The 22,949-nt window shown below is 60.7% G+C and carries 20 protein-coding genes and 2 tRNA genes; 1 reads left to right on the forward strand and 21 read right to left on the reverse strand.

The annotated features are described in order from the left end of the window. Positions 1–55 precede the first annotated feature (55 nt). The 16 genes from ACF8GB_RS06695 to rlmE form a co-directional block, all read right to left on the reverse strand. On the reverse strand, positions 56–409 hold the full coding sequence (locus ACF8GB_RS06695; protein ID WP_196185688.1) for a BON domain-containing protein: 354 nt from the start codon (positions 407–409) through the stop codon (positions 56–58). 293 nt (positions 410–702) lie between these two features. Beyond that, on the reverse strand, positions 703–2,808 hold the full coding sequence (pnp, locus tag ACF8GB_RS06700; RefSeq protein ID WP_023533183.1) for a polyribonucleotide nucleotidyltransferase: 2,106 nt from the start codon (positions 2,806–2,808) through the stop codon (positions 703–705). Positions 2,809–3,056: 248 nt separating this feature from the next. Further along, the gene (gene rpsO, locus ACF8GB_RS06705) at positions 3,057–3,326 is read right to left on the reverse strand and encodes a 30S ribosomal protein S15 (protein ID WP_023533188.1); all 270 of its coding nucleotides are present in this window, start codon (positions 3,324–3,326) and stop codon (positions 3,057–3,059) included. Positions 3,327–3,476: 150 nt separating this feature from the next. Continuing rightward, positions 3,477–4,394 (reverse strand): tRNA pseudouridine(55) synthase TruB, encoded by a 918-nt coding sequence (truB, locus tag ACF8GB_RS06710; protein WP_027915407.1) that lies wholly within the window; start codon positions 4,392–4,394, stop codon positions 3,477–3,479. Between the two features lie 3 nt (positions 4,395–4,397). After that, positions 4,398–4,796, reverse strand: coding sequence for a 30S ribosome-binding factor RbfA (gene rbfA, locus ACF8GB_RS06715; protein WP_012274243.1), 399 nt, complete (start codon positions 4,794–4,796; stop codon positions 4,398–4,400). Between the two features lie 114 nt (positions 4,797–4,910). Continuing rightward, positions 4,911–7,439 carry a translation initiation factor IF-2 gene (infB, locus tag ACF8GB_RS06720; RefSeq protein ID WP_144966596.1) on the reverse strand — a complete coding sequence of 843 codons (2,529 nt, stop codon included), beginning with the start codon at positions 7,437–7,439 and terminating at the stop codon, positions 4,911–4,913. 27 nt (positions 7,440–7,466) lie between these two features. Then, positions 7,467–8,948, reverse strand: coding sequence for a transcription termination factor NusA (gene nusA, locus ACF8GB_RS06725; protein ID WP_023533184.1), 1,482 nt, complete (start codon positions 8,946–8,948; stop codon positions 7,467–7,469). Between the two features lie 59 nt (positions 8,949–9,007). Continuing rightward, entirely contained in the window at positions 9,008–9,466 is a 459-nt protein-coding gene (gene rimP / locus ACF8GB_RS06730) for a ribosome maturation factor RimP (protein WP_023533134.1), read from the reverse strand. A gap of 129 nt (positions 9,467–9,595) precedes the next feature. Continuing rightward, positions 9,596–9,672, reverse strand: a tRNA-Met gene (locus ACF8GB_RS06735). Between the two features lie 100 nt (positions 9,673–9,772). Continuing rightward, positions 9,773–9,858: transfer RNA gene (locus tag ACF8GB_RS06740), tRNA-Leu, on the reverse strand. 19 nt (positions 9,859–9,877) lie between these two features. Beyond that, complete coding sequence (gene secG, locus ACF8GB_RS06745) at positions 9,878–10,276, reverse strand: preprotein translocase subunit SecG (RefSeq protein WP_058604759.1); 399 nt, start codon at positions 10,274–10,276, stop codon at positions 9,878–9,880. Between the two features lie 4 nt (positions 10,277–10,280). Further along, positions 10,281–11,036, reverse strand: coding sequence for a triose-phosphate isomerase (gene tpiA / locus ACF8GB_RS06750; protein WP_392526734.1), 756 nt, complete (start codon positions 11,034–11,036; stop codon positions 10,281–10,283). A 65-nt stretch (positions 11,037–11,101) separates the two neighbouring features. Then, complete coding sequence (gene glmM, locus ACF8GB_RS06755; protein WP_058604761.1) at positions 11,102–12,442, reverse strand: phosphoglucosamine mutase; 1,341 nt, start codon at positions 12,440–12,442, stop codon at positions 11,102–11,104. 16 nt (positions 12,443–12,458) lie between these two features. Further along, positions 12,459–13,310 carry a dihydropteroate synthase gene (gene folP, locus ACF8GB_RS06760; protein WP_392526735.1) on the reverse strand — a complete coding sequence of 284 codons (852 nt, stop codon included), beginning with the start codon at positions 13,308–13,310 and terminating at the stop codon, positions 12,459–12,461. Between the two features lie 8 nt (positions 13,311–13,318). Continuing rightward, on the reverse strand, positions 13,319–15,223 hold the full coding sequence (gene ftsH / locus ACF8GB_RS06765) for an ATP-dependent zinc metalloprotease FtsH (RefSeq protein WP_058604763.1): 1,905 nt from the start codon (positions 15,221–15,223) through the stop codon (positions 13,319–13,321). Between the two features lie 203 nt (positions 15,224–15,426). Then, positions 15,427–16,053, reverse strand: a complete 627-nt coding sequence (gene rlmE / locus ACF8GB_RS06770) for a 23S rRNA (uridine(2552)-2'-O)-methyltransferase RlmE (protein ID WP_027915415.1) — start codon at positions 16,051–16,053, stop codon at positions 15,427–15,429. Between the two features lie 102 nt (positions 16,054–16,155). Between rlmE and yhbY the strand changes: the two genes are divergently transcribed. After that, positions 16,156–16,464: a ribosome assembly RNA-binding protein YhbY gene (gene yhbY, locus ACF8GB_RS06775; RefSeq protein ID WP_023533185.1), complete on the forward strand. Its 309-nt coding sequence runs from the start codon at positions 16,156–16,158 to the stop codon at positions 16,462–16,464. A 12-nt stretch (positions 16,465–16,476) separates the two neighbouring features. Here yhbY and ACF8GB_RS06780 read toward each other — a convergent pair whose 3' ends face one another. From ACF8GB_RS06780 to dapB, 5 genes are all read right to left on the reverse strand, one after another. Further along, positions 16,477–16,926 (reverse strand): MFS transporter, encoded by a 450-nt coding sequence (locus tag ACF8GB_RS06780; RefSeq protein ID WP_080671990.1) that lies wholly within the window; start codon positions 16,924–16,926, stop codon positions 16,477–16,479. Continuing rightward, a complete protein-coding gene (greA, locus tag ACF8GB_RS06785; RefSeq protein WP_178091239.1) occupies positions 16,904–17,386 on the reverse strand; it encodes a transcription elongation factor GreA in 483 nt (160 codons plus the stop codon). Before greA ends, ACF8GB_RS06780 begins: the two co-directional genes overlap by 23 nt. Continuing rightward, positions 17,383–20,604 carry a carbamoyl-phosphate synthase large subunit gene (gene carB / locus ACF8GB_RS06790; RefSeq protein WP_058639197.1) on the reverse strand — a complete coding sequence of 1,074 codons (3,222 nt, stop codon included), beginning with the start codon at positions 20,602–20,604 and terminating at the stop codon, positions 17,383–17,385. The genes greA and carB overlap by 4 nt, the downstream gene beginning before the upstream one ends. Positions 20,605–20,709: 105 nt before the next feature. Next, positions 20,710–21,846 carry a glutamine-hydrolyzing carbamoyl-phosphate synthase small subunit gene (gene carA, locus ACF8GB_RS06795; protein ID WP_058604765.1) on the reverse strand — a complete coding sequence of 379 codons (1,137 nt, stop codon included), beginning with the start codon at positions 21,844–21,846 and terminating at the stop codon, positions 20,710–20,712. A gap of 299 nt (positions 21,847–22,145) precedes the next feature. Further along, positions 22,146–22,949 (reverse strand): 4-hydroxy-tetrahydrodipicolinate reductase, encoded by an 804-nt coding sequence (gene dapB / locus ACF8GB_RS06800; protein WP_058604766.1) that lies wholly within the window; start codon positions 22,947–22,949, stop codon positions 22,146–22,148.

A 22,949-nucleotide genomic window follows, 5' to 3' on the forward strand; every position in this document is an offset into this window, starting at 1 on the left:
CAGGCCGGGGCTTTGGTTGTAGCTGGCCAAATCCATTTGGCCGACAGGACGATCCTTATTCAGCTTTCAGGCCGTCAGCCATCACGCTCTTGACGCCTTTGATGTTCTTGGCAACACGCACGGCCACTTCTTTTTGAGACTCGGTCACTTTTACGTCCGAGGACAGAGAAACTACGCCGTGGCTGGTTTCTACTTTGATGTCGCTGCCTGGTACGCCTTTCTCGGTCAGCAGATCCGCCTTGACCTTGGTGGTGATCCAGGTGTCAGAGGTTTCTTGCTTGGCGTGTTCAGTGGTGGTGTTGGCAGCCAGCATCACCGGAGCCTGGGTGGCCTGGGCTGCGAAAGCGGCATTGGCCATGGTCAGGGTCAGAGCGGTAGCAGTAGCGGCAGCAATGGCGAACTTCTTCATGTGAGTCACTCCTGTTTTTCGAAAGGTCTGCGCCATGTGTCTGGCGGCAGGTAAACAGGTAGTTGCATGGCCTATGCCAGGTTTTACGCTTCGCTTGTTTCCTTATAAATCAAAGACTTAAAAATCATCGACCTCATTACTGCTCGTGCATTCTGCAATCTGCACGATAAACCTGCATGCAAGATGCAAGTCCGTTAAAAGTTCCTGGTCTATTTTTGTATTTATAACGGCAAAGCCCAGAACCGAGCAAAAAAAAGAGCTCCCGAGGGAGCCCTTTGTGAAGCGCTAGGCTATTAGACGCCAGACGCCTTGGCTGCCGCGACGTCCTTGATGGACAGCTTGATACGGCCGCGGTTATCCACGTCCAGTACCAATACTTCGACTTCCTGACCTTCCTTGAGGATGTCGGTGACTTTCTCGACGCGCGCATCGCTCAGCATGGAGATGTGCACCAGGCCATCCTTGCCAGGCAGGATGTTGACGAAGGCGCCGAAATCGACGATACGCTCGACCTTGCCCACGTAGATCTTGCCAATCTCGGCCTCGGCAGTGATGCCCAGGATGCGCTGCTTGGCGGCATCTGCCGCTTCCTTGGTCTCGCCGAAGATCTTGATCGAGCCGTCGTCTTCGATATCGATCGAAGCCTTGGTCTCTTCGCAGATGGCGCGAATGGTGGCGCCGCCCTTGCCGATCACGTCGCGGATCTTGTCCGAGTCGATCTTCATGGCGATCATGGTCGGCGCGTTGGCCGACAGTTCGGTACGCGACTGAGCAATGATCTGGTTCATCTGGCCGAGGATGTTCAGGCGCGCTTCCAGGGCCTGGCCCAGGGCGATTTCCATGATCTCTTCGGTGATGCCGTTGATCTTGATGTCCATCTGCAGCGCGGTGACGCCCTTGGCGGTACCGGCTACCTTGAAGTCCATGTCGCCGAGGTGGTCTTCGTCACCCAGGATGTCGGTCAGAACGGCAAACTTCTCGCCTTCCTTGACCAGGCCCATGGCGATACCGGCAACCGGTGCTTTCATCGGCACACCGGCATCCATCAGGGCCAGCGAGGCACCGCAGACCGAAGCCATGGAGCTCGAACCGTTGGACTCGGTGATTTCCGAGACGACACGGATGGTGTACGGGAATTCGCTGTCGCTTGGCAGCATCGCCTGCACGCCGCGACGCGCCAAACGACCGTGGCCGATTTCACGACGGCCAGCACCGCCCATGCGACCGCACTCACCGACCGAGAACGGTGGGAAGTTGTAGTGCAGCATGAAGGGATCTTTCTTCTCACCTTCCAGGGTGTCCAGCAACTGTGCGTCGCGGGCAGTACCGAGGGTGGCAACGACCAGCGCCTGGGTCTCGCCACGGGTGAACAGTGCCGAGCCGTGGGTTTTGGGCAGAACACCGACTTCGATGTTCAGCGGACGCACGGTGCGGGTGTCACGGCCGTCGATGCGCGGCTTGCCGTTCACGATGTTCTCGCGCACGGTGCGGTATTCCAGCTCGCCGAAGATTTCCTTGATCTGGCCAGCGGTCGGGCCGGCTTCTTCGTTGCTCAGGCGGGCAATGGCTTCATCGCGCAGCTGGCCCAGGCGGGTGTAGCGGTCCGCTTTCTGGGTGATGGTGTAGGCCTGCGACACCTGCTCGCCAAATTCGGCGCGTACCAGGTTCATCAGCTCGGTGTTGGCGGCAGCAGGCTGCCAGTCCCACGTTGGCTTGCCGGCTTCTGCAGCCAGCTCCTTGACGGCCTGGATGACGGCCTGGAACTCGTCGTGGGCGAACAGCACGGCGCCCAGCATCTGGTCTTCGGTGAGCTCTTTGGCTTCCGATTCAACCATCAACACGGCGGTTTCGGTACCGGCGACGACCATGTCCAGGCTCGAGGCAGCCAGTTGCTCGTACGTTGGGTTCAGCAAGTAGCCGGTGCTTTCGTGGAAAGCAACGCGCGCCGCGCCAATCGGGCCTTCGAATGGAATGCCAGAGATGGCCAGGGCCGCCGAGGTACCGATCATTGCGGCAACATCGGGGTCGGTCTTCTTGCTGGTGGAAACCACGGTGCAGACGACCTGCACTTCGTTCATGAACCCTTCAGGGAACAGCGGACGGATCGGACGGTCGATCAGGCGCGAAGTCAGGGTTTCTTTCTCGGAAGGACGACCTTCACGCTTGAAGAAACCACCTGGGATCTTGCCGGCAGCGTAGGTCTTTTCCTGGTAGTGAACCGACAGCGGGAAGAAGCCCTTGCCTGGATCAGCTTGCTTGGCACCGACCACGGTCACCAGCACGGTGACGTCGTTGTCGACGGTGACCAGCACGGCGCCGGTGGCCTGACGGGCAATGCGGCCCGTTTCGAGAGTAACGGTCGATTGACCGAACTGGAATGTCTTGATTACCGGGTTCACGGTTTCCTACCTTCTTCAGTGGCTCTTGGGGGAACTGTTTTCTTGCGAATGCTTGGGCAGTGCAGGGAATCGGCCCTATCTACCGTCCAGATACAACTCGAGGCCGGGAGCCTGGAACCGAGCAAAAAATCGCTCGAATTACCAGGCTGCCAGCCTCGAAGTCATGCTTGGCGTGCCCCACGACAAGGCTGTAAAACAGCCCTGTCGAAGCCAGCGGCACGCCATGCACACCACCAACCAGGCCGCTATTAGCGACGCAGGCCCAGGCGAGCGATCAGCGCGCTGTAACGGGTGGTGTCTTTGCCCTTCAGGTAGTCCAGCAGCTTACGACGCTGGTTGACCATGCGAATCAGACCACGACGGGAGTGGTGGTCTTTGTCGTTGGCCTTGAAGTGGCCTTGCAGCTTGTTGATGTTGGCGGTCAGCAGAGCAACCTGTACTTCCGGGCTACCGGTGTCGCCGGCGGCTTGCTGGTGTTCGGCAACGATCTTAGCTTTTTCTTCGACGCTGAGGGCCATGAGGCTTCTCCTGATTAAACGGACCCCGCTAACGGGTTCCAATAGGCCAGGGACTTATCCCTGTATCAATAGAAAGAGGTGTGACCGTGCCTACTGACAGCCACCCTCTGCTCCACGGACCTCGGCAAATGCCCAGGCCCATGGTTTCGGTCATTCCGACCGAATCAATCGACGTGGCGCGATCCGCCCGTCTTCGCTCACTTCACCGATACCGATGAAGCGGGCATTGTGATCCTGTACACGAACCATGCCGAATTGCGGCGCGTCCGGTGCGCGCACTGCCTGCCCATGCAGCCAGTAGAAGGCGCTATGCTCGGACAGGCTCACCATCGGCCAGTCCTGCAGCCCGCTGTCCGACGGCATGAGGAAGCGATCGAGCGCTTCGTTGCCGCCTTCGGCGTGGGCCTGCTCAAGCTCCTCGAGCGTGACCGTCTGCGCCAGCGCGAAGGGCCCGGCCTGCGTTCTGCGCAGCTCTGCGACATACGCACCACAGCCCAGCACTTCACCGATATCTTCCACCAGGGTACGAATATAGGTGCCTTTGCTGCAGCCGACGCTCAAGCGTGCACGGGTGCCTTCGCATTCGAGCAGTTCAAGACGGCTAATAGTAACAGAACGCGCCTCGCGCTCCACTACCTCTCCTGCACGCGCCAGCTTGTATAACGGCTGACCGTCACGCTTGAGGGCCGAGTACATGGGCGGTATCTGGCTGATCGGACCACGAAAACCGGGTAGCGCGGCTTCCAGCTCGGCGCGACCAACGGTCACCTCGCGGGTGCGCAGCACCTCGCCCTCGGCGTCGCCAGTGTTGGTCGTCTGGCCCAGTTGCATGACCGTCTCGTAGCCCTTATCGGAGTCGAGCAGGTACTGCGAAAACTTGGTGGCCTCGCCGAAGCACAGCGGCAAGACACCGGTGGCCAGCGGGTCGAGGCTGCCGGTATGACCGGCCTTCTCGGCATTGAGCAACCAGCGCACCTTTTGCAAGGCAGCGTTGGAGGTGAAGCCCAAGGGCTTGTCCAGCAGGATGATGCCGCTGACGTTGCGGCGGATACGTTTGACCTGGGCCACCGATTACTCCTTGGTGCCAGACTCGTCGGCATCCTTGTGCAGGCGGTCTTCAGCCACTGCACGCTCGATCAATGCCGACAGGTGCACGCCACGGCTGACGCTCTCGTCGAAGTGGAAATGCAATTGCGGCACGCTGCGCAGCTGCATGGAGCGACCCAGGTGCAGGCGCAGGAAGCTGGCAGCGCTGTTCAGGGCCTTGAGCGACTGCTGCACGGCATCGGGGGTTTCTTCACCCATCACGGTGATGAACACCTTGGCATGGCCCAGGTCGCGGCTCACATCCACGGCAGTGATGGTGACCAGACCGACACGCGGATCCTTGACTTCACGACGGATCAGCTCAGCCAGTTCGCGCTGCATCTGATCGCCAATGCGTTGGGTACGGCTATATTCTTTGGCCATTCTTGTTACCTGTAACGTAAAGCGGCAAACGCCCGGTCAGAACGATGCCTGACCGGGCGCTACCTGAAGAGGTGCTGCAAAGCGCCCGCCAAGGCGCTTGCAGCCTGCTCACCCTTAGAGGGTACGAGCCACCTGGACTTTCTCGAACACTTCGATCTTGTCGCCGACCTTGACGTCGTTGTAGCTCTTCACGCCGATACCACACTCCATGCCGTTACGCACTTCGGCGGCATCGTCCTTGAAGCGACGCAGCGATTCCAGCTCGCCCTCGAAGATAACCACGTCGTCGCGCAGTACGCGGATCGGGCGGTTACGGTAGACGGTACCTTCGATGACCATACAGCCAGCGATGGCGCCGAACTTCGGCGAACGGAACACGTCACGCACTTCGGCGACGCCCAGGATGTTCTCGCGAACATCGCTGCCGAGCATGCCGGTCAGGGCTTTCTTGACGTCTTCGATGATGTCGTAGATCACGTTGTAGTAACGCATATCCAGACCTTCCTGCTCGACGATCTTGCGCGCACCGGCATCGGCACGCACGTTGAAGCCGAACAGTACTGCGTTCGAAGCCAGCGCCAGGTTGGCATCGCTCTCGGTGATACCACCTACGCCGCCACCAATGACACGAACCTGCACTTCGTCGTTGCCCAGGCCGCCGAGCGAGCCCTGCAGCGCTTCGAGAGAACCGCGCACATCGGTCTTGAGGACGATGTTGAGCGTCTTCTTCTCTTCCTGACCCATGGTCTCGAAGATGTTTTCCAGCTTGCCTGCGTGAGCACGGGCCAGCTTGACCTCGCGATACTTGCCTTGGCGGAACATGGCAACTTCGCGGGCTTTCTTCTCGTCAGCCACTACCGACAGCTCGTCACCGGCTTCCGGCGTGCCGTCCAGGCCAAGGATTTCGACCGGGATGGACGGCCCAGCTTCCTTCACAGGCTTGCCGTTCTCGTCCAGCATGGCGCGAACGCGGCCATAGTTGGAGCCGCACAGCACCATGTCGCCCTGACGCAGCGTACCGTCCTGAACCAGGATGGTAGCGACTGGGCCGCGGCCCTTGTCCAGGCGCGATTCGACGACCACACCGCGCCCTGGGGCGGTCGGCGTAGCGGTCAGCTCGAGGATCTCGGCCTGCAGCAGTACCGCTTCGAGCAGTTCGTCCACGCCGGTACCCATCTTGGCCGAAACCTTGACGAATGGCGTGTCACCACCCCAGTCCTCGGAGGTTACGCCTTCGACGGACAGCTCGTTGCGGATGCGATCGAGGTCAGCACCAGGCTTGTCGATCTTGTTGACCGCCACCACCAGCGGTACGCCAGCTGCCTTGGCATGCTGAACGGCTTCGCGGGTTTGTGGCATCACGCCGTCGTCCGCCGCCACCACCAGGATGACGATGTCGGTCGCCTTGGCACCGCGGGCACGCATCTGGGTAAACGCAGCGTGGCCTGGGGTGTCGAGGAAGGTGACCATGCCGCGGTCGGTTTCCACATGGTAGGCACCGATGTGCTGGGTGATACCACCGGCTTCGCCAGCAGCAACCTTGGCACGACGGATGTAGTCGAGTAGCGAGGTCTTACCGTGGTCAACGTGACCCATGACGGTCACGACCGGCGCACGGGATTCGGTCTGGCCTTCGAACTTCAGGGATTCGGCCAGGGAGTCTTCCAGGGCGGAATCGCTGATCAGCGTGACCTTGTGGCCCAGCTCTTCGGCGATCAGCTGTGCGGTTTCCTGATCGAGCACCTGATTGATGGTCACCGGGGTGCCCATCTTGAACATGAACTTGACCACTTCAGCGCCCTTGACGGACATCTGGTTGGCAAGCTCGGAGACGGTGATGGTCTCGCCGATGGTCACGTCACGAATGACAGGACCAGTCGGGTTCTGGAAGCCGTGCTGGTTACGCTTCTTCAGCTTGCTCTTGCCACCACGACCACGACGAGCGCCATCGCTCTCTTCGTCGGTGGTGCGCGGCGCGGCACGAGGCGTCGGAGCCTTTTCCTTTTCCTTGACCTTGACCTTGATCGACACACGCGGCGCTTCGCCACGACGACGGTCGTCATCACGGGTGCGGCTCTCGTTGCGACGGGTCTCGTCTTTCTTGCGCTCGGCAGCACGGGCGGCAGCGTCTTCCGACGTCGGCGCATTGGCCACTACCGGCGCTGCGGCAGGGGCCGAAGCCTGTTCTGCCTTGGCAGCAGGGGCCGGAGCGGCGGCAGCGGCTTCAGCAGCCTGGCGACGCGCCTGCTCTTCGTTGCGCTGACGTACTTCGGCGTCAACCTTGTCGCGGGCAGCGTTTTCAGCTGCACGGCGCTCTTCGAGCTCACGCTTCTGCTCAGCCTGGATTTCTTCAGGGCTGCGCTGCACGAATACTTTCTTCTTGCGTACTTCTACGCTGATGCTCTTGCTACCGGCGACACGCAGGGTGCTGGTGGTTTTGCGCTGCAAGGTAATCTTGCGCGGTTCTTCCGCCTTGCTCTTGTGGCTGCTCTTCAAATGAGTCAGCAACGTCTGCTTCTCATTGTCGGTCACTACCTGACCGGCGTCGGTGTGCGGCAGACCTGCCTCACGCATCTGCTGCAGCAGGCGCTCTACCGGTGCCTCGACCTCTTGGGCCAGTTCTTTCACCGTGACTTGCGTCATGCACTTCTCTCCTCAGGCCGCGCCTAATTACTCGAACCAGTGGGCTCGGGCGGCCATGATCAACTTGCCGGCACGCTCTTCGTCGATGCCGTCGATGTCGAGCAGGTCGTCGATCGACTGCTCGGCCAGGTCTTCGCGGTTAACCACGCCGCGCACCGCCAGTTCCGCCGCCAGGTCCTTGTCCATGCCCTCAAGGGAGAGCAGGTCTTCGGCCGGATGGGCGTCTGCCAGTTTTTCTTCGGTAGCGATGGCCTTGGTCAACAAACGGTCCTTGGCTCGAGCGCGGAGCTCATTGACGATATCTTCGTCAAAGCCATCGATGTTGAGCATTTCTTCCAACGGTACGTAGGCAATTTCTTCAAGGCTGGTGAAGCCTTCGTCGACCAGCACTTGGGCCAGCTCCTCGTCGACTTCCAGTTCATCGATGAAATTGCGCAGGATGTCGCCAGTTTCGGCTTGCTGCTTGGCCTGGATGTCCTTCTCGGTCATCACGTTCAGGGTCCAGCCAGTCAACTGACTGGCCAGGCGAACGTTCTGACCGCCACGGCCAATGGCTTGGGCCAGGTTGTCTTCGGCGACGGCGATGTCCATGGCATGGGCATCTTCATCAACGATGATCGCCGCGACTTCAGCCGGCGACATGGCGTTGATGACGAACTGCGCCGGGTTATCGTCCCAGAGAACGATATCCACACGCTCACCACCCAACTCTCCGGATACGGCCTGGACGCGCGACCCACGCATGCCGATGCAGGCGCCTTGCGGGTCGATGCGCTTGTCCTTGGAGCGGACGGCGATCTTGGCTCGCGAACCCGGATCACGGGAGGCGGCCATGACTTCGATGAGGCCTTCAGCGATTTCCGGCACTTCGATGCGGAAAAGCTCGATCAGCATCTGCGGCGCGGTGCGCGACAGGATCAGCTGAGGACCACGGTTTTCGGTGCGAATTTCCTTGAGCAGTGCACGCAGGCGCACACCAACACGGAAAGTTTCGCGGGCAATGATGTCTTCGCGGGCCAGCAACGCCTCGGCGTTGTTGCCCAGGTCGACGATGACGTTGTCGCGGGTGACCTTCTTGACGGTGCCGGAGATGATTTCGCCCACACGCTCACGGTAGGCATCGACCACCTGCGCACGCTCGGCCTCACGGACCTTCTGCACGATGACCTGCTTGGCGGTCTGCGCGGCGATACGGCCGAACTCGATGGACTCGATCTTTTCTTCGATCACGTCGCCAATCTTGGCTTCGGGATGTGTGTCCTTGATCTTGTCCAGCCAGGTTTCGATGGCCGGATCATCAAGGTCGGCTTCATCGACCACGGTCCAACGACGGAAGGTCTCGTAGCTACCGGTGTGGCGGTTGATTTCCACACGCAGGTCGACTTCGTCTTCAAAACGTTTTTTGGTTGCGGTGGCCAAGGCCACCTCCAGCGCTTCGAAAATGACGCCGGGCGGTACACCTTTTTCGTTGGATACCGATTCAACAACCAGCAGTACTTCTTTGCTCATCGTACGCCTCGCCTTGCGCAAGCCATTGGGCCCGGATAATCCGTCGGACCCGGCACGTCTCAGTCAAAACTGGGAATAATATTGGCCTTGTCGATCGAATCGATCGGCAGTAGGAACTCCTGGTCGTCCACCTGGACCACCACATCCTGCTCCTCCACACCGCGGAGAAGGCCCTGGAAGTTACGACGACCCTCGAAGGGTGAGCGCAGCTTGATCTTCACTTGTTCGCCGGCATGCGAGGCAAACTGTTCCAGTGTGAACAGTGGGCGATCCATGCCTGGAGAAGACACCTCGAGGGTGTACTCGCTGCTGATCGGATCCTCGACATCCAGGATGGCGCTGGCTTGACGGCTGACAGCTTCGCAGTCGTCCACCAGAATGCCGCCTTCCTTGTCGATGTAGATACGCAATACCGAATGCTTGCCCTGGGAAACGAATTCGATCCCCCAGCATTGATAGCCCAGACCCTCGACAACCGGGGCCAACAAGGCCTGCAACTGTTCTAGCTTGCTCGACACCTGAACCCCCTCGTGCATGCTGTGCAAATAAAAAATGGGCGAAGCGCCCATCCCTGAAAGCGTCGTTGGACAACGACGCCTGAACTGTTCGGTTAGCAAAAAGCCCCTGAAAAGGGGCTTCGCTGAAGCTGGTTGCGGGGGCTGGATTTGAACCAACGACCTTCGGGTTATGAGCCCGACGAGCTACCAAGCTGCTCCACCCCGCGACAAAGCTGGGGCGAAAGTATAAGACCGAACCCACTTGAGGGTCAAATCCAAACCTTCACCTGCAAGAAAGCCCGCCAAGGCGGGCTCTCAAGCTTTAAATGGTACCGAGAAGGGGACTCGAACCCCTACACCCTATGGGCACAACCACCTCAAGGTTGCGTGTCTACCAATTCCACCACCTCGGCAATACTACTTTGAAACCCGTTACTTCTGCTCTTCTGCCGGAGGAGGTACATCACTCGAATTAGGAGTGGCTTCGCTCTTCTGTTCTTGGAGCACCGGTACATCATCATTGATGGCCGGTTTTGGCTGCTCTTTCACTTCTAGCACTGCTGGATCTGGAAGACCTGCTTGGCTAAGCTGGTGAGCTTGTTGCTTCGCGAAGTATCCTAACCCAAGTGCTGTCAAAAAGAAAGTGGCAGCGAGTATTGCAGTGAATTTACTTAGGAAGGTGGCAGAGCCCTGACTTCCGAAGACGGTGTTGGAAGCACCCGCACCAAAAGATGCACCGGCTTCCGCCCCCTTACCCTGTTGCAACAGTACCAGCACTACCAGCGACAGCGCTGCCAACAGATGAAAAACAACGATGACTGTTTCCAGCATTTGTTCAGTTTCCTGCGGCGCGACAAATTGCACCGAATTCGTCTGCGTTCAGGGAAGCCCCACCAATGAGGCCCCCATCGATATCCGGCATGCCGAACAGTTCGGCCGCATTGGCCGCCTTCACGCTGCCGCCGTAGAGCAACTGCACCTTCGCAGCCACTTCAGCATCTTTCGCCGCAAGCTGGCTGCGGATGGCGGCATGCACATCCTGGGCCTGCTGAGGCGTGGCCGTTAGGCCGGTGCCGATGGCCCATACAGGCTCATAGGCAATTACCGCATTGGCAAACACACTAACACCGAAGGCTTCGATGATACTGTTGAGTTGACGCCCAACAACTTCGAGCGTTTTGCCTGCCTCGCGCTCTTCAAGGGTTTCCCCGATACAGAGCACTGGCTTCAAACCTTTGGCCTGAGCCGCTGCAAACTTGCGATTCAACACTTCGTCATCTTCGCCGATTACCTGGCGACGCTCCGAATGGCCAATCAACACCAACTTGCAACCTACTTCAGCCAGCTGTTCCGGAGCAACTTCACCGGTCAGCGCGCCCTGTTCGGGCAATACTGCAGAATTCTGTGCGCCGACGATAATACCCTTGCCATCGAGTTCAGCAACCACCTGGTTGATGAACAAAGTTGGCGGGAATACCGCGACTTCCACCCCGCTCGGCAGGGCAAGATTACGCAAGCCCTCGGTCAGCTCAGCGACGCTGGCGCGGGTACCGTGCATCTTCCAGTTACCAGCAACCATAGGGCGACGCATGCTTTACCTCGTCGGTCAAAGTGGGCGCAGATCTTACCCAACCAGATTCGCGCTGGCAAGCGGCTTCAGGCACAAACTTCTGCGACGCGCTTTGCCAGTGCTTCGGCGTGCAGACGCACCTGGTGTTCATCCTCACCTTCGACCATGACGCGCAACAGCGGCTCGGTCCCGGATTTACGCAGCAATACCCGCCCACGGCCTGCCAGGGCCTCTGTGACCTGCGCGCTGGCTTGCTTGACGTCCGGATGCTCGAGCGGGTCCACGTCGCTTGCAGCGAAGCGTACATTGATCAGCACTTGCGGGCATTTGCGCAATGCCTGGCGCGCCTGGGCCAGGGTCTCGCCACGGCGCTTGAGCGCCATCAGCACCTGCAGCGCGGCGATGATCGCATCACCGGTGGTGGTGTAGTTGCAGCACACCACATGACCGGAATTTTCCCCGCCTATCAGCCACTCGCGCTCGAGCAGCTCGGCCATGACGTAGCGGTCACCGACCTTGGCACGCACGAACGGAATATCCAGGTCTTTGAGCGCCAGCTCCAGCCCCAGGTTGCTCATGAGCGTACCCACCACGCCGCCTTGCAGCTTGCCGCGGTCATGCAGGTCGCGCGCGATGATGAATAGCAGCTCGTCACCGTCGACGATCGCGCCGGTGTGATCGACCATCAACACACGGTCGCCATCACCGTCGAAGGCGATGCCCAGGTCCGCATGCCCGACCAATACGGCGGCCTGCAGCGATTCGATGTGGGTCGAACCACAGCCTTCGTTGATGTTCAGGCCATCTGGCTGGGCGTGCAGCACAGTGACATCGGCGCCCAGCTCACGGAACACGCTGGGCGCGACCTTGTACGTGGCGCCATGGGCGCAGTCGACCACCAGCTTGAGACCGGCGAAGCTGGTGCTGCTGGGCACACTGCTCTTGCAGAATTCGATGTAGCGGCCGGCTGCGTCGTTGATGCGCGAGACCTTGCCCAGCTTGCTCGACTCCACAACGGTCATGGGCTGGTCGAGCAGTTCCTCGATCATCAGCTCCACTTCGTCCGGCAGCTTGGTGCCCTGCCCCGAAAAGAACTTGATGCCATTGTCATCGTGCGGGTTGTGCGAGGCACTGATGACGATACCGGCTTCGGCATGGAAGGTGCGGGTCAGGTAAGCAATGGCAGGCGTGGGCATCGGGCCCAGCAGCATCACGTCGGCCCCGGCAGCCGAAAGACCAGCTTCGAGCGCAGACTCGAACATGTAGCCGGAGATCCGCGTGTCCTTGCCTACTAGCACGCGGCAATGGCCTTGTTTGCGAAAAGCCATGCCGGCCGCCCAGCCGAGCTTGAGCATGAACTCCGGGGTGATCGGGTATTCGCCGACGCGGCCACGAATGCCGTCGGTACCAAAATATTTTCTGCTCATAGGGACTCCAATGTTCTTATTCGGCGTGCTGAACGGCCGCGATCATGCGAACGACGTCAACGGTTTGTGCCACGTCATGCACGCGCAGGATACTTGCGCCCTTGGTCATGGCCAACGCCGCCAGCGCTAGGCTGCCATAGAGACGCTCACCGACTGGACGCTCGAGCGTCAGGCCGATCATGCTTTTACGGGAAACGCCCACCAGAAGCGGACGCCCCAGGCGATGGAGGGCTTCCATGTGTTTGAACAGGCTGAGGTTGTGGGCCAAGGTCTTGGCGAAACCGAAGCCTGGATCGAGCACGATGCGGTCGACCTCTATGCCCGCGTCCGCGCAGGCCATCATGCGCTGCTGGAGGTAGCGCGCCACGTCCTCGGTGACATCGTCATAATGCGGGTCGTCCTGCATGGTGCCGGGCTCGCCGCGCATGTGCATCAGGCACACCGGCAGCCCGGTGGCAGCCGCGGCATCCAGCGCACCGTCGCGTTCGAGAGCGCGCACATCGTTGATCAGGCCAGCGCCCAGGCGGGCGGCTTCGCGCATGACGGCAGGCGTGGACGTATCGACCGACACCACGACATCAAGATGACGGTGGATGGCTTCGACCATCGGTGCCACGCGCTCCAGCTCTTCGGTGACCAAAACGGGCCGCGCACCCGGGCGGGTGGACTCCCCGCCTACATCGATCAGCGTGGCACCGGCGGCCACCATCGCTTCGGCGTGGCGCAAGGCCTCGTCGCGCTGACTGAAGCGGCCGCCGTCGGAGAAGGAATCGGGCGTGACGTTGAGGATACCCATGACATGGGTACGCGACAAATCAAGAACCCGATTGCCGCAAGGCAATCGGGTCGGGTGCTGCACTGAGCTCATAGATGCCCTTAGTGTTGAGCCGCTGGACCACCGATTGGCGATTCCGGGCGATCACCCTGGGCAGCTGGGGTACCGGAAGCGGAATCATCGTCCCAATCGCGAGGTTCGCGAGGCGTACGGCCCGCCATGATATCGTCGATCTGCTCGGCGTCGATGGTTTCGTACTTCATCAAGGCCTCGGCCATCGCATCGAGCTTGTCGCGGTTTTCGGTCAACAGCTGCTTGGCGGTCGCGTAGCACTGGTCGATGATACTGCGCACTTCGGAGTCGATCAGCTTGGCCGTCTCACCGGAGACACTGGTCTGCTGGCCACCTGCGCTACGACCCAGGAACACTTCGCCGTCTTCCTCGGCATACATCAGCGGGCCCAGCTTCTCGGACAAGCCCCACTTGGTGACCATGTTTCGCGCAATCTGGCTGGCACGCATGATGTCGTTGGAAGCGCCGGTGGTGACGCCATCGAAGCCCAGGGTCATCTCCTCGGCGATACGACCGCCGTACAGGGAGCAGATCTGGCTGATCAGCGCACGCTTGGACAGGCTGTAGCGATCTTCTTCGGGCAGGAACATGGTCACACCCAGCGCACGACCCCGCGGGATGATCGACACCTTGTAGACCGGATCGTGCTCGGGCACCAGGCGACCTACGATCGCATGGCCGGCTTCGTGGTAGGCGGTGTTCTGTTTTTCCTTCTCGGACATGACCATGGTTTTGCGCTCGGCGCCCATCATGATCTTGTCCTTGGCCAGCTCGAACTCCTTCATGTCGACCAGGCGCTTGTTGGAGCGGGCGGCAAACAGAGCGGCTTCGTTGACCAGGTTGGCAAGGTCGGCGCCGGAGAAGCCAGGCGTACCACGGGCAATGACGGCCGGGTTGACGTTGTCGCCAATCGGCGCCTTGCGCATGTGCACCTTGAGGATCTGCTCACGACCACGGATGTCCGGCAGGCCTACAACAACCTGACGGTCGAAGCGCCCGGGACGCAGCAGCGCGGGGTCGAGCACGTCAGGGCGGTTAGTCGCGGCAATGACGATGATGCCATCGTTCATCTCGAAGCCGTCCATCTCTACCAGCAACTGGTTGAGGGTCTGCTCACGCTCGTCGTGGCCCCCGCCCATGCCAGCACCACGGTGGCGGCCGACGGCGTCGATCTCGTCGATGAAGATGATGCACGGGGCGTGCTTCTTGGCCTGTTCGAACATGTCGCGCACACGGCTGGCACCGACACCGACGAACATTTCCACGAAGTCCGAACCGGAAATGGTGAAGAACGGCACCTTGGCCTCACCTGCAATGGCCTTGGCCAGCAGGGTCTTACCGGTACCGGGAGGGCCGACCATCAGCACACCGCGGGGAATGCGGCCACCCAGGCGCTGGAACTTGCCCGGGTCGCGCAGGAACTCGACCAGCTCGCCTACTTCTTCCTTGGCCTCGTCGCAGCCGGCGACGTCAGCCAGGGTGGTCTTGACCTGGTCTTCGGAGAGCAGGCGCGCCTTGCTCTTGCCAAAGCTCATGGGGCCACCCTTGCCGCCCGCCCCGCCTTGCATCTGGCGCATGAAGAACATGAACACGGCGATGATCACCAGGATCGGGAAGCTGGCGACCAGCAACTGGGTCCAGATGCTCTGTTGCTCGGGCTGCTTGCCTTCGACGGTCACGTGGTTGTCCACCAGGTCGCCGATCAGGCCATTGTCGGTGATCGCCGGGCGCACGGTCTTGAAGCTATCGCCGTCGGAGCGCTTGCCGGTGATGATGTAACCGTCGACGGTCACTCGCTCGACCTTGCCATCCTTGACCTGCTGGATGAAGTCGGAGTAATTGAGGGTCTGCGGCTCGTTAGGGCTGGAGAAGTTGTTCATCACCGTCACCAGGACAGCTGCGATGATCAACCACAGGATCAGATTCTTTGCCATGTCGTTCAATTCGCTACCCTCTGAGGCCGGCGCACGACGCAGCCGTGCCTCGCATGATATTCATCGCCCTAACTTACTACATTGCCCACGCAACCGCAGGCACCGTCTGTAACCCTTTGTGAAATCCAGACTACACGAAGTTCGGACGATCCTGACGCCGTGACCGATTGGAATTAACTATCGGCCGCTGCGCTTCGTACCGTTCACGCGCCTTTGAACCCCTTGCCAAGCAGGTACTGCTCGCGGGAGCGGTCCCGCGATGAAGACGGTTTGCGCATCTGTACCTTGTCGAACTTGGTTCGCACGTCCTTGAGGTACACATCGAAACCTTCACCCTGGAAGATCTTGATCAAAAAATCACCGCCGGGCCGCAGCACGCGGGTTGCCAAATCCAGGGCCAGCTCGCAAAGGAACATGGCTCGCGGTATGTCGACCGCGGGCGTACCACTCATATTGGGGGCCATGTCCGAAATCACAAGGTCTACGTGTGAATCGCCGACGGCTTCGAGAATTTGCCGCAGCACCTCGTCCTGGGTGAAGTCCCCTTGGATGAAGGTGACATCGGGGATGGAGTCCATCTCCAGGATGTCCGAGGCGATCAGTCGACCCTGACCGCCAATCAGACGACTGGTCACCTGGGACCAGCCGCCCGGCGCTGCACCCAGGTCGATGACACTCATGCCAGGACGGATCAGGCGGTCCTTCTCCTGGATCTCAAGCAGCTTGTAGCTTGCCCGCGAGCGGTAGCCGTCCTTCTGCGCCTGTTTGACGAAAGGGTCGTTGAAATGCTCTCGCAGCCAGTTTGCGCTGCTTTTGGAACGTTGTACCACGGGGCACCTCGATGATATGCGTGGTGATTGACTGGGCGGAGCCGGTGGCCCTCGGGTAAAATGCCGGTCAATTTTACAGAATCAGACGGAAAGGGTCAGATTATGCCGCTCAATAACGAGCAGAAGAAGCAATACAAATCCATTGGTCATGACCTCAAGCCGGTCCTGATCGTTGCTGGCAACGGTTTGAATGAAGGCGTCGTCGCCGAATTGGAACGCGCATTGGCCGACCATGAGCTGATCAAGGTCGAAATTCGCTCCGAAGACCGCGAAGAGCGTGCCGAGACCATTGCCGCGCTGTGCAAGGCCGGCCGCGCCGAGCTGGTGCAGACCATCGGCAAGAAGGCGCTGATCTACCGCAAGAACCCTCAGCCGAACAAGCAGCTGTCCAACGTCCACCGTTACAAGTAACGGTGGTGCCGCTCAGTGGCGCGCGTGACGCGCCCTGAGTGGGACGGGCTGGGCCACCAGTACGATGCCGGAGAAGCCCAGCACCAGGAAACAGAACATCTGCCAGCGCTCGCCTACGGAAATCCCGTAACGCAAGGTGTAGTAGCCGATGCAGGCCCCAAGGCCCAGTAACAGCATCTGGCCACGGAACTGGCGCCACCAGGCAGCCAGGCCTTCCACCCTTGCCAATACCGCCAGCTGAGTGATCAGGCCGAGCAGTGCCACGCCGATCAACCAACGGTCGATCTGCCCGGCAATGTCCTGCACCAGCAATGGCGCAAGGCCGCTGACTTTCAAAGCAGGCACCAACCCCACGTGGAACACCCACAGGCCACCGACCCAGAATACCTGGGCCAGTTGCCAGAGGATCCCCTCAAGGGAAGGCGCCCGCAGGCGCCGGTCAGATGTGCTTGACTTCGACAATCTCGTACTCGACCGTACCGTTTGGCGTCTTGACGACAACGGTGTCACCCTCTTCCTTGCCGATGATGGCGCGAGCGATCGGCGCACTGTTGGACAGCTTGCCTTTCTTCACGTCGGCTTCATCTTCGCCAACGATCTGATAAGTGACCTGATCACCCGTTTCGGTGTTTTCCAGATCGACGGTTGTGCCGAAGATGACCTTGCCCGTATGGGCAATGGTGGTCACGTCGATCACGACCGAGTTCTGCAAACGGCCTTCGATGTCACGGATACGCGCCTCGACCATGCCCTGCTCTTCGCGGGCAGCATGGTATTCGGCGTTCTCCTTCAAGTCGCCCAGCTCACGCGCTTCACCAATGGCTTGGCTCAGGCGCGGGCGCTCGGTCTTGCTCAGAAAGAGCAGTTCTTCTTCCAGGGCGCGAGCGCCCTGAACAGTCATCGGGTATTTGGTCATGCTCATGCTTTGAGTCCTGCGTGCAGATCCTGCAGGCGGCGAACGGTTTTTTCCGGACCGAATTTCAGCGCCTCGCAGATGGCTTCACCGGCCGCAATGGTCGTGGTGCAGTAGATCTTGTGCTGCAGCGCATTGCGGCGAATCGAGTAGGAATCGGCGATCGACTGACGGCCTTCAGTGGTGTTGATGATCAGCGACACTTCGTCGTTCTTGATCATGTCGACCACGTGAGGACGGCCTTCGGTCACCTTGTTCACGCGGCGCACCTTCAGGCCCGCCGTCTCGATGACCTTGGCGGTACCTGCGGTCGCCACCACTTCGAAGCCCAGGGCGATCAGGTCGCGGGCAACGCCGGCCACTTGCGGCTTGTCGTCGTCACGCACGCTGATGAACGCAGTACCACCGGTCGGCAGCACTTCGCTGGCACCCATCTGGGCCTTGGCGAAGGCTTCACCGAAGCTGTCACCGACACCCATCACTTCACCGGTCGATTTCATCTCAGGGCCGAGGATCGGGTCAACCCCTGGGAACTTGGCGAATGGGAAGACGGCTTCCTTCACGCTATAGAAGTTCGGGATGATTTCCTGAGTGAAGCCCAGCTCCTTCAGGGTTTTGCCTGCCATGACACGAGCGGCGATCATGGCCAGCGACGTGCCGATGCACTTGGACACGAACGGTACGGTACGCGAGGCGCGCGGATTGACTTCGATCACGTAGATCTTGTCGCCCTGCAGGGCCAGCTGCACGTTCATCAGGCCAACCACGCCCAGCTCCAGGGCCATTTTCTTGACCTGCACACGCACTTCATCCTGCACCTCCTTGCTCAGCGAGTAAGGCGGCAGCGAGCATGCCGAGTCACCGGAGTGAACGCCGGCCTGTTCGATGTGCTGCATGATCGCGCCGATGACCACGTCGGTACCGTCGCAGACCGCATCCACGTCCATCTCGATGGCGCAGTTGAGGAAGTGGTCCAGCAGCACCGGGCTGTCGTTGGACACCTGCACGGCTTCGCGCAGGTAGCGCTTGAGCTCGTCCAGCTCGTAGACGATCTCCATGGCGCGACCACCCAGGACGTAGGACGGACGCACGACCAGCGGGTAACCGATGGTGCCGGCGGCGCTGATGGCCTCTTCTTCGCTGCGCACGGTGGCATTTGGCGGCTGTAGCAGGTTCAGGCGCTGCACCATCTGCTGGAAGCGCTCACGGTCTTCGGCACGGTCGATGGCGTCGGGGCTGGTGCCGATGATCGGCACGCCGGCTTCTTCCAGGGCGCGGGCAAGCTTGAGCGGGGTCTGGCCGCCGTAGTGCACGATCACGCCCTTGGGCTTCTCGACGCGGCAGACTTCCAGCACGTCTTCCAAGGTCAGCGGCTCGAAGTACAGGCGGTCGGAAGTGTCGTAGTCGGTGGACACGGTTTCCGGGTTGCAGTTGACCATGATGGTTTCGTAACCGTCGTCACGCAGCGCCAAGGCGGCGTGCACGCAGCAGTAGTCGAACTCGATGCCCTGGCCAATGCGGTTAGGACCACCGCCGAGGATCATGATCTTGTCGCGGCTCGACGGATTCGCCTCGCACTCCTCCTCGTAGGTGGAATAGAGGTAGGCGGTATCGGTGGCGAACTCGGCGGCGCAGGTGTCGACGCGCTTGTACACCGGGAACACTTCCAGCTTGTGGCGGTGACGGCGCAGGGTCTTGTCGGTGATGCCCAGCAGCTTGGCCAGACGCTGGTCCGAGAAGCCCTTGCGCTTGAGGCGCAGCATGCAGTCCTTGTCGATCGCGGTGAGGGCCAGGGTCTTGACCTTCTCCTCTTCCTTGATCAGGTCTTCCATCTGCACCAGGAACCACATGTCGATACCGGTCAGGTCGAAGATCTGCTCACAGGTCATGCCCGAACGCATGGCGTCGGCCACGTACCAGATGCGCTCGGCGCCCGGCACGGTCAGCTCGCGCTTGAGGATGCTGGCAGCCTCGGGGCTGGCCAGGTCGACTTTCGGGTCGAGGCCGCAGGCGCCGACTTCCAGGCCGCGCAGGGCTTTCTGCAAGGATTCCTGGAAGGTACGGCCGATGGCCATGACTTCACCGACAGATTTCATCTGGGTCGTCAGGCGAGCATCGGCCTTCGGGAATTTCTCGAAGGCAAAGCGTGGCAACTTGGTCACCACGTAGTCGATCGACGGCTCGAAGGAAGCCGGCGTGCGGCCACCGGTGATGTCGTTCTGCAGCTCGTCCAGGGTGTAGCCGATGGCCAGCTTGGCGGCGATCTTGGCGATCGGGAAGCCGGTGGCTTTCGAAGCCAATGCCGAGGAGCGCGACACACGCGGGTTCATCTCGATGACGACCATACGACCGGTGTTCGGGCAAATGCCGAATTGCACGTTGGAACCGCCGGTCTCGACGCCGATTTCACGCAGCACCGCCAGGGAGGCGTTGCGCATGATCTGGTATTCCTTGTCGGTCAGGGTCTGCGCCGGGGCGACGGTGATCGAGTCGCCGGTGTGCACGCCCATCGGGTCGAAGTTCTCGATGGAGCAGACGATGATGCAGTTGTCCTTCTTGTCGCGGACCACCTCCATCTCGTATTCCTTCCAGCCGATCAGCGATTCGTCGATCAGCAGTTCCTTGGTCGGCGACAGGTCCAGGCCACGGGTGCAGATTTCTTCGAATTCTTCGCGGTTGTAGGCGATGCCGCCGCCAGTGCCGCCCATGGTGAACGACGGACGGATGATGCAAGGGAAGCCAAGCTTCTCGAGCACCGCGTTGGCCTCTTCCATGCTGTGGGCGATACCGGAGCGCGGGCACTCCAGGCCGATGTCCTTCATGGCCTTGTCGAAGCGCGAGCGGTCTTCGGCCTTGTCGATGGTGTCGGCATTGGCGCCGATCATTTCCACGCCGAACTTCTCCAGAACGCCGTGGCGCTCAAGGTCCAGGGCGCAGTTCAGGGCAGTCTGGCCACCCATGGTCGGCAGGACAGCGTCAGGGCGCTCTTTCTCGATGATCTTGGCCACCGACTGCCATTTGATCGGCTCGATGTAGGTGGCGTCGGCCATGGCCGGGTCGGTCATGATGGTGGCTGGGTTGGAGTTCACCAGGATGACGCGGAACCCCTCCTCGCGCAGGGCTTTGCAAGCCTGGGCGCCGGAGTAGTCGAATTCGCAGGCCTGGCCGATCACGATCGGGCCAGCGCCGAGAATCAGGATGCTTTTGATGTCTGTACGTTTTGGCATGGTTGTCACTCAAATCCGGGGTCAGTCGGCAAGCCGCGTTGAACAATCTGGGTCAGGCGCATCCGGGCATGGCACATGCCAGCCCGGGGCCTTGAAGCAGGAGACTCAGCGGCGCTTGGCCATGGCATCGGTGAAACGATCGAACAGTGGCGCGACGTCGGTCGGGCCTGGGCTCGCTTCAGGGTGGCCCTGGAAGCTGAACGCGCTCTTATCGGTGCGCTCGATACCCTGCAGGGTACCGTCGAACAGCGACTTGTGAATGGCGCGCACGTTGCCAGGCAAGGTCGCTTCGTCCACCGCAAAGCCGTGGTTCTGGCTGGTGATCATGACCACACCGGTATCGAGATCCTGAACCGGGTGGTTGGCACCGTGGTGGCCGTGGCCCATCTTCACGGTCTTGGCGCCGGAGGCCAGGGCCAGCAGCTGGTGACCCAGGCAGATGCCGAAGACCGGGATGTCGGTTTCCAGGATTTCCTTGATCGCCTGGATGGCATAGTCACAAGGCTCGGGGTCGCCCGGGCCGTTGGACAGGAACACGCCGTCCGGGTTGAGAGCCAGCACTTCGCTGGCGGGCGTCTGGGCCGGCACCACGGTGACGCGGCAGCCACGGGCGACCAGCATGCGCAGGATGTTCAGCTTGACGCCGTAGTCGAACGCCACCACGTGATAAGGCAGGTCGGCAACTTCGCGGGTGGGGTGGCTATCGGTCTTGAGCTCCCACACGCTGGAACGCCATTCGTAGCGCTCCTTGGTGGAAACTACCTTGGCCAGGTCCATGCCCTTGAGGCCTGGGAAGCCGCGCGCAGCGGCGATTGCGGCTTCTTCGCTGATGTCGTCACCGGCCAGGATGCAGCCGTTCTGAGCGCCCTTTTCACGCAGGATTCGAGTCAGGCGACGGGTGTCGATGCCCGCAATGGCCACCACGTTGTTGGCCTTGAGGTACTCGGGCAGCGACTGGGTGTTACGCCAGTTGCTGGCCAGCAGCGGCAGATCGCGAATGACCAGGCCGGCCGACCAGACGCGGTTGGATTCTGCGTCTTCTGGCGTGGTGCCGGTGTTGCCGATGTGCGGGTAGGTCAGAGTCACGATTTGCTGCGCGTAGGAAGGGTCTGTAAGGATTTCCTGGTAGCCGGTCATAGCGGTGTTGAATACCACTTCACCAACGGTCTGGCCGTCGGCACCGATTGCCTCACCGCGGAAAATACTGCCGTCGGCAAGGGCGAGTATGGCTGGCTTTGTCAAGAAGACCTCCCGAAAATCAAGCATGAAAGGGCGATCGCAGGTTGCAAAAAAGCGGAGTGACGTATGGACACGTCACCCCGCTTTTATGTGCTGAATTCAATTCGCTGCGCGCTTTTAGTGGACACACTAAAGCTGTAGCTTACAGAAAAGTGCGTTTTCGGTCTACCGCATATGTGCCTCTTAAACACATGAATGCGACAGACCGCTACCAGAGCCACTTGCTAGAGGTGGCCCCCCCCGCCCTGACACGCCTGGGTGCGTATCATCGGCGGCAGGTTGCTCTGGTCTGGGCCGAGGGCTCAGTGCAGCTCGAGCACATCCTGCATGTCGTACAGGCCAGGCTCGCGCCCGTCCAGCCACAAGGCCGCTCGCACGGCACCCTTGGCGAACGTCATGCGGCTGGAGGCCTTGTGGGTGATCTCCAGGCGCTCGCCTTCGGCAGCGAACAGCACCGTGTGATCACCGACCACGTCACCGGCGCGCACCGTGGCAAAGCCAATGGTCTTGCGATCACGTGCACCGGTCTGCCCTTCGCGGCCATACACCGCCACTTCCTGCAGGTCGCGCCCCAGCGCATTGGCCACCACTTCGCCCATGCGCAGCGCGGTGCCCGAAGGCGCATCGACTTTATGGCGGTGGTGCGCCTCGATGATCTCGATATCGACGTCGTCGCCCAGCACACGCGCCGCGATGTCCAGCAGCTTGAGGCTGAGGTTGACCCCTACACTGAAGTTGGCCGCGAACACGATCGGAATGTCCTTGCCCGCTTCGGCCAGCAGGTGCTTTTCTTCCACGGTGAACCCGGTGGTGCCGATGACCATGGCCTTGCCATGCTTGCGGCAGAACGCCAGGTTCTTCAGGGTGACCGATGGATGGGTGAAGTCGATCAGCACGTCGAAGTCATCGGCAACCTTGACCAGGTCGTCGGACAACAGCACGCCAATGCGCCCCAGGGCGGCCAACTCGCCTGCGTCCGCACCCACCAGCGTGCTGTCCGGGCGGTCGATGGCAGCCGTCAGGCCGGCACCTGCGGTTTGCTGCACGGCTTCGACGAGGGTCTTGCCCATTCGCCCTGCCGCGCCCATCACTGCAATACGTCGCAT

The organism is Pseudomonas sp. xss_4 (assembly GCF_043104125.1).
GTDB classification, from domain to species: domain Bacteria; phylum Pseudomonadota; class Gammaproteobacteria; order Pseudomonadales; family Pseudomonadaceae; genus Aquipseudomonas; species Aquipseudomonas parafulva_B.

Coding starts and splice junctions, on each gene's coding strand:
- ACF8GB_RS06695 (WP_196185688.1), bottom strand. CDS start 409: ATGAAGAAGTTCGCCATTGCTGCCGCTACTGCTACCGCTCTGACCCTG.
- secG (WP_058604759.1), bottom strand. CDS start 10,276: ATGCTGGAAACAGTCATCGTTGTTTTTCATCTGTTGGCAGCGCTGTCG.
- carB (WP_058639197.1), bottom strand. CDS start 20,604: ATGCCAAAACGTACAGACATCAAAAGCATCCTGATTCTCGGCGCTGGC.
- ftsH (WP_058604763.1), bottom strand. CDS start 15,223: ATGGCAAAGAATCTGATCCTGTGGTTGATCATCGCAGCTGTCCTGGTG.
- rbfA (WP_012274243.1), bottom strand. CDS start 4,796: ATGGCCAAAGAATATAGCCGTACCCAACGCATTGGCGATCAGATGCAG.
- infB (WP_144966596.1), bottom strand. CDS start 7,439: ATGACGCAAGTCACGGTGAAAGAACTGGCCCAAGAGGTCGAGGCACCG.
- folP (WP_392526735.1), bottom strand. CDS start 13,310: ATGAGCTCAGTGCAGCACCCGACCCGATTGCCTTGCGGCAATCGGGTT.
- nusA (WP_023533184.1), bottom strand. CDS start 8,948: ATGAGCAAAGAAGTACTGCTGGTTGTTGAATCGGTATCCAACGAAAAA.
- rpsO (WP_023533188.1), bottom strand. CDS start 3,326: ATGGCCCTCAGCGTCGAAGAAAAAGCTAAGATCGTTGCCGAACACCAG.
- glmM (WP_058604761.1), bottom strand. CDS start 12,442: ATGAGCAGAAAATATTTTGGTACCGACGGCATTCGTGGCCGCGTCGGC.
- tpiA (WP_392526734.1), bottom strand. CDS start 11,036: ATGCGTCGCCCTATGGTTGCTGGTAACTGGAAGATGCACGGTACCCGC.
- greA (WP_178091239.1), bottom strand. CDS start 17,386: ATGAGCATGACCAAATACCCGATGACTGTTCAGGGCGCTCGCGCCCTG.
- yhbY (WP_023533185.1), top strand. CDS start 16,156: ATGCCGCTCAATAACGAGCAGAAGAAGCAATACAAATCCATTGGTCAT.
- dapB (WP_058604766.1), bottom strand. CDS start 22,949: ATGCGACGTATTGCAGTGATGGGCGCGGCAGGGCGAATGGGCAAGACC.